The organism is uncultured Deefgea sp., assembly GCF_947072475.1.
GTDB lineage: Bacteria > Pseudomonadota > Gammaproteobacteria > Burkholderiales > Chitinibacteraceae > Deefgea.
Genome location: NZ_CAMTIA010000017.1, coordinates 48,999 through 58,105 on the forward strand (window position 1 = coordinate 48,999; position 9,107 = coordinate 58,105).

At 50.3% G+C, this 9,107-nt stretch carries 8 protein-coding genes; 5 read left to right on the forward strand and 3 right to left on the reverse strand.

Annotated elements, in window-relative coordinates; all coding sequences use genetic code 11:
• The 5 genes from Q0V82_RS07895 (at position 1) to Q0V82_RS07915 (ending at position 4,911) form a co-directional block, all read left to right on the forward strand.
• Positions 1 to 1,263: a hypothetical protein gene (locus Q0V82_RS07895; RefSeq protein WP_297574405.1), complete on the forward strand. Its 1,263-nt coding sequence runs from the start codon at positions 1 to 3 to the stop codon at positions 1,261 to 1,263.
• 160 nt (positions 1,264 to 1,423) lie between these two features.
• Entirely contained in the window at positions 1,424 to 1,978 is a 555-nt protein-coding gene (locus Q0V82_RS07900; RefSeq protein ID WP_297574407.1) for a YqgE/AlgH family protein, read from the forward strand.
• A complete protein-coding gene (gene ruvX, locus Q0V82_RS07905; protein ID WP_297574411.1) occupies positions 1,975 to 2,391 on the forward strand; it encodes a Holliday junction resolvase RuvX in 417 nt (138 codons plus the stop codon). Before Q0V82_RS07900 ends, ruvX begins: the two co-directional genes overlap by 4 nt.
• Before the next feature lie 137 nt (positions 2,392 to 2,528).
• Entirely contained in the window at positions 2,529 to 3,491 is a 963-nt protein-coding gene (locus tag Q0V82_RS07910) for an aspartate carbamoyltransferase catalytic subunit (RefSeq protein ID WP_221022647.1), read from the forward strand.
• Positions 3,492 to 3,639: 148 nt separating this feature from the next.
• Complete coding sequence (locus Q0V82_RS07915; protein WP_297574415.1) at positions 3,640 to 4,911, forward strand: dihydroorotase; 1,272 nt, start codon at positions 3,640 to 3,642, stop codon at positions 4,909 to 4,911.
• 382 nt (positions 4,912 to 5,293) lie between these two features.
• Here Q0V82_RS07915 and Q0V82_RS07920 read toward each other — a convergent pair whose 3' ends face one another.
• Genes Q0V82_RS07920 through Q0V82_RS07930 form a run of 3 tightly spaced genes read right to left on the reverse strand, consistent with a single transcriptional unit; the run spans position 5,294 to position 9,054 of the window.
• Positions 5,294 to 6,511, reverse strand: a complete 1,218-nt coding sequence (locus tag Q0V82_RS07920; RefSeq protein ID WP_297574418.1) for a murein transglycosylase A — start codon at positions 6,509 to 6,511, stop codon at positions 5,294 to 5,296.
• A 13-nt stretch (positions 6,512 to 6,524) separates the two neighbouring features.
• Positions 6,525 to 6,776: a PhaM family polyhydroxyalkanoate granule multifunctional regulatory protein gene (locus tag Q0V82_RS07925; RefSeq protein ID WP_226764432.1), complete on the reverse strand. Its 252-nt coding sequence runs from the start codon at positions 6,774 to 6,776 to the stop codon at positions 6,525 to 6,527.
• Positions 6,769 to 9,054, reverse strand: coding sequence for an NADP-dependent malic enzyme (locus Q0V82_RS07930; RefSeq protein WP_297574421.1), 2,286 nt, complete (start codon positions 9,052 to 9,054; stop codon positions 6,769 to 6,771). The genes Q0V82_RS07925 and Q0V82_RS07930 overlap by 8 nt, the downstream gene beginning before the upstream one ends.
• Positions 9,055 to 9,107 lie beyond the last annotated feature (53 nt).

The following is a 9,107-nucleotide window of genomic DNA, read 5'->3' on the forward strand; positions in this document are numbered from 1 at the left end:
ATGTGGTGGTTTTTGGGCTTTATGATGCTGCTGTGTTTCTTGTGGCTTTTGCCAAATGAACACTCAAAGATGTTTTATATGCCCTTATGCTTTCTATCCTATTTTCATGCAACGAATGCAGTTGAAGTCATCGCGGCGCTAAAGAAATGGCGCTTACGTTCTGTTCAATTGCAAAATGTGATGGTTCAGGCTTTATTGCTGTATTGGCTTGTGTGGAGTTTGTTGGGATTGATGATTGGGTATCGCATGGAAAATGCAACTCTGCTGGTTTTGCTGAGTCTTGTGCAGTTGAATGTTTTATTGATGAGCTATTCAGTACCACAAGCACTGGATAATAAAGCACTTAACCTGCTGAATGCACCAATGCTGCAGGGGCAGGGAATTTGGGCTGTATTGATCCCGACATTTGCGCTGATATTTTTTCCCCAGCACGAAGCCTTAATTAGCAATATTCTACTTGCAGCCACATTTAGCTTGTTGTTAGCGCTAACTTGGCAGTTGAGGCGGTTCGGGCGCGCAAGGCAGCTAGAAAATATCAAACATGCAGAACGTCATACCAATGAAGTGCCTCAGCAGAGCAAGCATCCGCTGCGGTTGCGGTTGCGGCTGGAAATGAATATGGGCGGCGCTTTGGATAATAAAGGCCTGCGAAAAATTTTGGTTTCACTGCTTCTTGTCCCGTACGCATTCATTTTGATGTATCAACACCTACTGCCTGCATCATTCGCGACAGGCCAATGGGGCGCTGGGGCATTTTTTGCAATACTCACTCCTGGATTTCTAGGGTTGTTTAATGGTCGACAGCAGTGGTCTGGCGCTTGGTTGGTTCGCAGTCATAGTCGGGCGCAGTTATGGTGGCAAGATGAGCTATTATTTTTAGGCGCATTATTCATCACTGCTGTGCTCAATTGTGCCTTGTTACTGCTGCTGCAAATTGATAGTGCAGGCAATGTATTGAATGCTGCACTGTTGTTTGTGTTTGGTGCGGCTAGTTTACGGTATCTTATTTTTAGTGTGCCGTGGATGTCGATGTGGAGCTTGACTGCCGATGGCCGTACAACTCAAGAAGGGTCTTTAACGAGCTTTTTCTGTTTGGGCTTTTTATGGTACTGGCTCACCGTGATCTGGGGTTCTGGCGTGCAAAGTAACATCTCTGTGATGATTATAGCGTTTGGGCTGGTCGCGCCGATTTTGGCTTATGTTTCCTTGCGCAAAGCGCTGAAAATCGATCTAGGTGCAATTCGACGAGTTAAACGAAGTTGATTTATGTGGGTATTGCTGTGTCGTCAATTATAATAAAGGCCTAGGGCTAAATACCTTAAGGCCTTTTTCTTTTTGAGCTGAGCAACTGCAGAGTCATCGCTTAGTCGCAGCGACTTTGCAAAAGCTATGCGATAATTGGGTTATGGAAAACGCCAACACAATGAATCTTTCTCGACACTTCCTGATCGCGATGCCGAATCTGGTCGATCCTATTTTCGCTAAATCACTCACTTATGTGTGTGAACACAATGAAAAAGGTGCGATGGGGGTGATTATGAACCGTCCGCTTGGCATGACGCTGACGACCTTATTTGAACAAATCGATCTGGAAATGCATCGTCCAGATGTGGCTGAATTGCCGGTGCATTTCGGCGGCCCAGTGCAGACCGATCGTGGCTTTGTGTTGCATACCCCATTGGGCGATTGGCAATCTTCTTTAATTATTTCACCCGAAATCGGTTTAACCACCTCCAAAGATATTTTATTGGCGGTTAGCGAAGGCAAGGGGCCAGAAAAACTATTTGTTTCTTTGGGCTTTGCCGGTTGGGAAGCGGGCCAGCTAGAAAAAGAAATCTTTGAGAATTCTTGGCTGACGGTGCCGGTTGAAACGATGCAACAACTGTTTGATATCCCTTCTGAAGAACGCTATGCCGCTGCGCTGGCTTTATTGGGGGTGGATGTAGCAATGTTGTCCAAAGAGGTTGGTCACGCATGAGTACGATTTTAGCTTTTGATTTTGGTGAAGTGCGAATCGGCGTGGCCACAGGCTCAACCGAAATCGGGATTGCAACGCCCGTTGAAACCATTGCTTTTGCCGACAACGATAAAAAATTTGCTCGTATCGAGGCGCTGATTAAAGCATGGCAACCGGCGCTGTTGGTGGTGGGGTTGCCGTGTTATCTCGACGGCACCGAGCATGATATGTCGCGCCTTGCGAGAAAATTTGCCAATCGCCTAAATGGGCGATTTTCTTTGCCGGTGCATTTGGTCGATGAGCGCTTAAGTAGTGCTGCGGCCAGCTCGGCCTTAAATGAGACGGGTTTAAAAGGTCGCAAACAAAAAACTGCGTTGGATCAAGTGGCGGCGATGCAAATTCTGCAAACTTACTTTGATACACCGCCCGTCTAAAGACGCTAGGAAAAATACTTACCACAGAGGCACGCAGACACTGAGTAAGCGAAAACAGGGTAGTGGCAATTACGCCGTTCTCTGCGCCTTTGTGTCTCTGTGGTGGCTTTAAAACGAATTTACTCCGCGAGGAAGCTATGTATAACCCGCAACTGAATGCCCAAGGTGAGTTGATTCATTTACTCACCACCGAAGGGCTGCCGCGTCGTGTTTTGACGCAGATTTTGGATAAAGCCGCCGAGTTTGTCTCGGGCGGTGAGTTGGTGAATCAAAAATTCGCCGATTTGGCTGGCACTTCGGTGTTTAACTTATTTTTTGAAAACTCAACGCGCACGCGTACGACGTTTGAAATCGCCGCTAAACGGTTGTCGGCCGATGTATCGAGCTTGAATATTCAAGCTTCCAGTACCGCCAAAGGCGAAACGCTGCTCGATACCATTCACAATATTGAAGCAATGGGCGCGAACTTGTTCGTCGTTCGGCATTCGGATTCGGGCGCCGCGCATTTGATTGCCAAACACGTAAAGCCGGGCGTGGCCGTGGTGAATGCCGGTGACGGTCGCCACGCGCATCCAACGCAAGCGATGCTCGATATGTTCACCATTCGCCATTACAAAGGCGACTTTACCAATTTGCGCGTGGCGATTGTGGGCGATGTATTGCATAGCCGTGTGGCGCGCTCGCAAATTCACGCGCTGTCGACCTTGGGTTGCCCAGATATTCGCGTCATCGCGCCGAAAACCTTGCTGCCAACCGGCATCGAGCAGCTTGGCGTGCATGTGTATCACGATATGGAAGAAGGTCTGAAAGACGTTGATGTGGTGGCGATGCTGCGTTTGCAAAATGAACGCATGGCTGGGGCGTATCTGCCGTCAACGCAGGAATTCTTTAAGGTCTACGGCCTTACCCAAGAAAAATTGGCGTTTGCTAAGCCCGATGCCATTGTGCTGCATCCGGGGCCAATGAATCGCGGCGTTGAGATTGATTCGGCAGTGGCCGATGGTGATCAAGCGGTGATCTTGCCGCAAGTGACATTCGGTATCGCGGTACGCATGGCGGTGCTAAGCATCGTGGCGGCCAATCAACGTGAATTGATTTAGAAAAATCTAACGCAGAGACGCAGAGGCGCAGAGAAAGACAAAACCTAGAATATTTCAATCAGTATTAGGTTTGCTTGAGAACCTACGAGAATTGACTTGTTTTACCTCTGCGCCTCTGCGCCTCTGCGTTGAAAAAATGGGTTAAAAAATGAAAAATATTCTGATTAAAAATGGTTGCTTGGTCGATCCGATTGCTGGTACGGAGCAAGTGGCTGATTTGTATTTAGCCAATGGCAAAATCGCCGCCGTGGATGCTGCCCCAGCTGGGTTTGTGGTTGATCAAACCATCGATGCGACCGGATTGATTGTTGCGCCGGGCTTGGTCGATTTAGCCGCGCGTTTGCGTGAACCCGGCTTTGAGTACAAAGCAACGCTCAAATCGGAAATGGCCGCTGCCGTAGCTGGCGGCGTAACCAGCGTGGTGTGTCCACCCGACACGGATCCAGTGCTCGATGAATCAGGCTTGGTGATGAATTTACGCCAACGCGCTAAAAGTCTTGATTTAGCGCGCTTATATCCGGTTGGTGCGTTGACAGTGGGCCTCAAGGGTAAAGAAATTACCGAAATGGCGATGCTGAAAGAAGCCGGTTGCGTGGCTTTTTCGCAAGGCGATGTGCCGATTGCCGACTTGCAAGTGCTGTACCGCGCAATGCAGTACGCGGCCAATTTTGGCTATGAGCTGCGCCTGCGCCCTGAAGAAGCATCGTTGGTGAACGATGGTGTGGCGCACGATGGTCCGTATGCCTCTCGTCTGGGCTTAACCGGCATTCCGGTGATTGCCGAAACCATCGCCGTTGCCCAAATCGTGCAATTGATGCGCGCCACCGGTTGCCGCGTGCATTTAGCGCGGATGTCGAGCGCCGCTGGTCTGGATTTGGTTCGCGCCGCTAAGGCGGAAGGCCTGCCATTGACGTGTGACGTGAGCATCAACCATATTCATTTGGCTGATATTGATATTGGTTTCTTTGATAGCCAATACCGTTTTGATCCGCCACTGCGGGCGGTGTCTGATCGCGATGCGATTGTGAAAGCGCTGAACGACGGCACGATTGATGCCATATGCTCGGATCATTCGCCAGTCGATGATGACGGTAAATTACTGCCGTTTGCGCAAGCTGAGCGTGGCGCAACAGGTTTGGAATTATTGCTGCCGTTAACGCTTAAATGGGCTAGCAGCCAGCATATTAGTTTGCCGCAAGCACTGGCAAAAATCTCTTCCATGCCAGCCAAAATGCTTGGGTTTGAAGCGGGTTTAGCCGTTGGTAATCGCGCTGACTTGGTGGTGTTTGACGCCAACGCACATTGGCAAGTGATTCCTGAACGCCTAAAAAGCCAAGGTAAAAACACGCCATTTATTGGGCATGAAATGCTGGGTAAAGTGAAATTCACGCTGGTGAAAGGCAAAGTGGTTTTTGCTTAATGGCTGTGTATATTGCTATAGACTATGTATTAATTGGTTTGTAGCGATATACGCTAATATACAAGGTAATGTTCAGATTAGGTGTTGATGGTTTTAAGTGCCTACGGCACGGCTGTTTACAGTCGCAGTCAGTGGCGGCCCCCTCTTTCTTTGACTCGCCAAAGAAAGAGGGGGAAAGAAAGGCGACCCGAGCGCGCCCAGCTCCGCTGTGCCCTCGATCGTCGTGAGCCAAACGATATAGCTGTTTGTCTCTCTCCTCACTCGGTGCGCTTAGACGGGTTTTTAAGCCCCAGCTCGACAAGCGCGGCACAGCATCAACACCAAATCTGAACATTGCCATATATAAAAGGGCTGCGTTGAGCAGCCCTTTTTGCTGTCTTAATTATTTAGGTAGTGCTTGCCCTTTTGGCCACAGTAGCCACAGGCTACCGCTTTGCTTCATTTCTCCGGCGAGTTCACCCGCTGCGTCGCCCGTTCCCCAAAAGAAATCGGCGCGAACACTGCCGCGAATTGCGCCGCCAGTGTCTTGCGCTGCGACTAAACGATGGATGCCGCCAGCGTTATCAGGCCGTGTGGTGGCGATAAACACCATGCTGCCCAGAGGGACCGTATTCGGGTCGATGGCGATACTGTACGCCGCAGTGAGTGGCACGCCGAGCGAGCCAATTGGGCCGTCATTACTGGCGGGTAAGGTGCGGAAAAACACATAGCTTGGATTGCTATTGAGTAATTCATTCACCCGCTTAGGATTAGCTGTGGCCCAAGCCCGAATGCTTTGCATTGAGACTTCACTCGCGGGCAGCAAACCTTGTTCGACCAACCAGCGCCCGACGGGTTTATACGGGCGACCATTTTGGTCGGCGTAGCCTAAGCGCAGTTGTTCACCACTGCTGAGTTGCACGCGCCCTGAGCCTTGGATTTGCAAAAACTGCACGTCCATTGGATCGTTCAGCCAAGCTAACACGGGGGCATTGACGCCATTTTTAACAATCTCGGCGCGGTCGGGAAAAGGCACCAGCTTATTGCCAAGCACTTTACCGCGCAGGCGTTTGCCTTTGAGTTCTGGGTAAACGCTATCCAGAGCAACGGTAATCATGTCTCGCGGCGGGCCATAAACGGCTTGATTGGCGGTATGGGTCTGCGTGAGGCTACCTGCATAGACGGGCTCGTAATACCCCGTGATGAGTCCAGTGGTGCTTTGGTCTGGATTTTGTAACTGATAAGGCGTGAGCCGCGTTTGTAAAAACTGGCGAATAGCCGGTGTCGTCAGTGCTACATTGGCGGCGTCTTGGCAAATCGGCGACCAAATTGGATTTTTTTGTAGCCGAGCGCAGCCATTACGCCACGCTTGAAAACCTTTAAGCAGTTCATCTTGTGACCAAGCCGGTAGCGCTTGCCAGCTGCTGGCGACATAGCGTGCAGCAGCTGTTGCTGTGGGGCTGGTGGGTTCGGTGCTGGGGGTGACTGGGGATGGGCTAGGTTGCGCTGGCGGCGAGACTGGTGCAGTGCCGCAGGCGGTAAAAAAACTGGCCAGCAACAAGCTGGCCAGTGTGTGCTTTAACGCCAAAGTAGGACGTTTGGCGGGGCGACGTTCAATCATTGTGATCCGTTATTTAACTGTGTTCAGGGTTAGGGTCGATATTTTGTTTAAAAGCAGCTAAGCCGGCTTTTTGCATTTCGAGGGTTTTAACCGTCATTTGCAGCATACCAATTTGCATACTGAGCCATTGCTCAACCGTTTTGCACTCGATAATTTTACGCTCGATTTCTTCTTCAGTCAGCGGTGGAATAAATGGATTACTCGCACCTTGCTTGAGCATATTGGCAAAAAAGCCAAAGGGATCGCTTGGATTAAACTCACTCATTTTTTTGCTCCTCAGCCATTGCCGCTTCAACCGCAGCCAAGGCGGCCATATTAATAATACGGCGAACGGATGCGGTTGGGGTCAAGATATGCACCGGTTTGGCCATGCCCATCAAAATCGGACCAATCGTCACGCCATCGACGGCAGTGGCTTTGAGTAAGTTAAACGAAATATTCGCCGCATCCAAATTCGGCATAATCAGAATATTGGCTTCCCCTTTGAGGCGGGAATTTGGGAATACCTGCGCCCGAATCGCGGTCGAGAGCGCTGCATCACCATGCATTTCACCATCGATTTCTAATTCTGGCGCTTGCTCGGTGACAATACGTAGCGCCTCTTGCATTTTACGTGCTGACGGGCTGTCGTTACTGCCAAAGCTGGAGTGACTCAATAGCGCCGCTTTCGGCGCAATCCCAAATTTACGCACCGCTTCAGCCGCCATTAGGGTGATTTCAGCCAATTGTTCGGCGTTCGGGTCGGCATTGACATAGGTGTCGGTGATGAAAATATTGCCCGAATGCAAGAGCAAAATATTCATTGCCGCCGTCGTTGAGACGCCCGGTTTTAAGCCCAACACATTTTTAATGTGCGCCAAATGATTGTGATACAAACCGTAAGTACCGCAAATCATGGCGTCCGCTTCACCACGTTCGACCATTAAAGCGCCGATAAGGGTGGTTTTGCGGCGAACTTCGGCTTTGGCGAGGTCTTCTGAAACGCCTTTGCGTTGCATGATGCTGTAATACAGCTGCCAGTATTCGCGATAGCGCGGATCATTTTCTGGGTTACACACTTCAAAGTCGATACCTAGGCGAATGCGCAAGCCGAGCTTTTCAATTCGGGCCTCAATCACCGGCGGGCGGCCGATTAAAATCGGCTGACATAAACGCATGTCGAGTAATTCTTGGACGGCATGCAAGGTGCGTTCATCTTCACCTTCACAAAACACCACGCGTTTTTGCGCTTTTTTGGCCGCCATAAATACCGGCCGCATAAAGAGGCTGGATTTATACACAAATTGCGTGAGCTCTTCGATATACGTTGCCCAATCTTCAATCGGGCGAGTCGCGACGCCACTGTCCATCGCCGCTTTGGCTACTGCTGGCGCAATTTTAACGATTAGACGCGGATCAAATGGGGTTGGGATTAAATATTCTGCGCCAAAAGCCAGTGTTTTTCCGCTATAGGCATTAGCAACCACATCCGATAATTCGGCGTGCGCCAGCTCAGCAATCGCGTTCACTGCCGCGTGTTTCATCGCCTCATTAATCGTCGTGGCACCGACATCGAGTGCACCACGGAAGATAAATGGGAAGCAAAGTACGTTATTGACTTGATTTGGATAGTCCGAGCGACCAGTACAAATAATCGCATCCGGGCGCGCAGCGCGGGCTTCTGGCGGCGTGACTTCTGGATTTGGATTGGCCAAAGCCAAGATCAATGGCGAGGCCGCCATGGTTTTGAGCATTTCGGCGTCAATCGCGCCAGGACCTGATAGCCCTAAGAAAATATCAGCGCCGACTAACGCTTGGGCTGGCGTGCGAATGTCGGTGTCGCGCGCGTAGCGTTGCTTGGTTTCATCCAGCGGGCCACGGCCGTTATAAATCACGCCTTTTGAGTCGCAAACAAAGATATTGCTTTTTTGTACGCCCAAAGAAACTAGTAAGTCTAAACATGCAATTGCCGCAGCACCGGCGCCTGAGGCGACTAATTTAACGTCGGCGATGTTTTTATTGAGTAAGGCGAGGGCGTTTTTGACCGCAGCGCCGACAATAATCGCCGTGCCATGCTGGTCATCATGAAATACCGGAATATTCATTCGCTCGCGAAGTTTTTTTTCTACATAAAAACACTCGGGCGCTTTAATGTCTTCGAGGTTGATACCGCCAAAAGTCGGTTCCAGTGAAGCAATGATTTCAATCAGTTTGTCGGGATCGTTTTCGTCGATTTCGATATCAAAAACGTCGATGCCGGCGAATTTTTTAAATAAAACGCCTTTGCCTTCCATTACCGGTTTGCCAGCCAGAGGCCCAATATTGCCTAGGCCTAAAACCGCAGTGCCATTGGTGACCACGGCGACTAAATTGCCGCGCGCGGTTAAATTGCGCGCTTCAGAGGGGTCGGCAACGATGGCATCGCAAGCGGCCGCCACGCCAGGAGAGTAGGCCAGAGCTAAGTCGCGTTGGCTGGCTAATCCTTTGGTGGGTACGACTTGAATCTTGCCCGGTTTTGGGAAACGGTGATATTCAAGTGCTTTCTTTCTGAGTTCTTCGTCCATGATCTGCCCCTGGTGCGTGTATCGATGTGAGTTGATGCTGGGGGAATATGGCG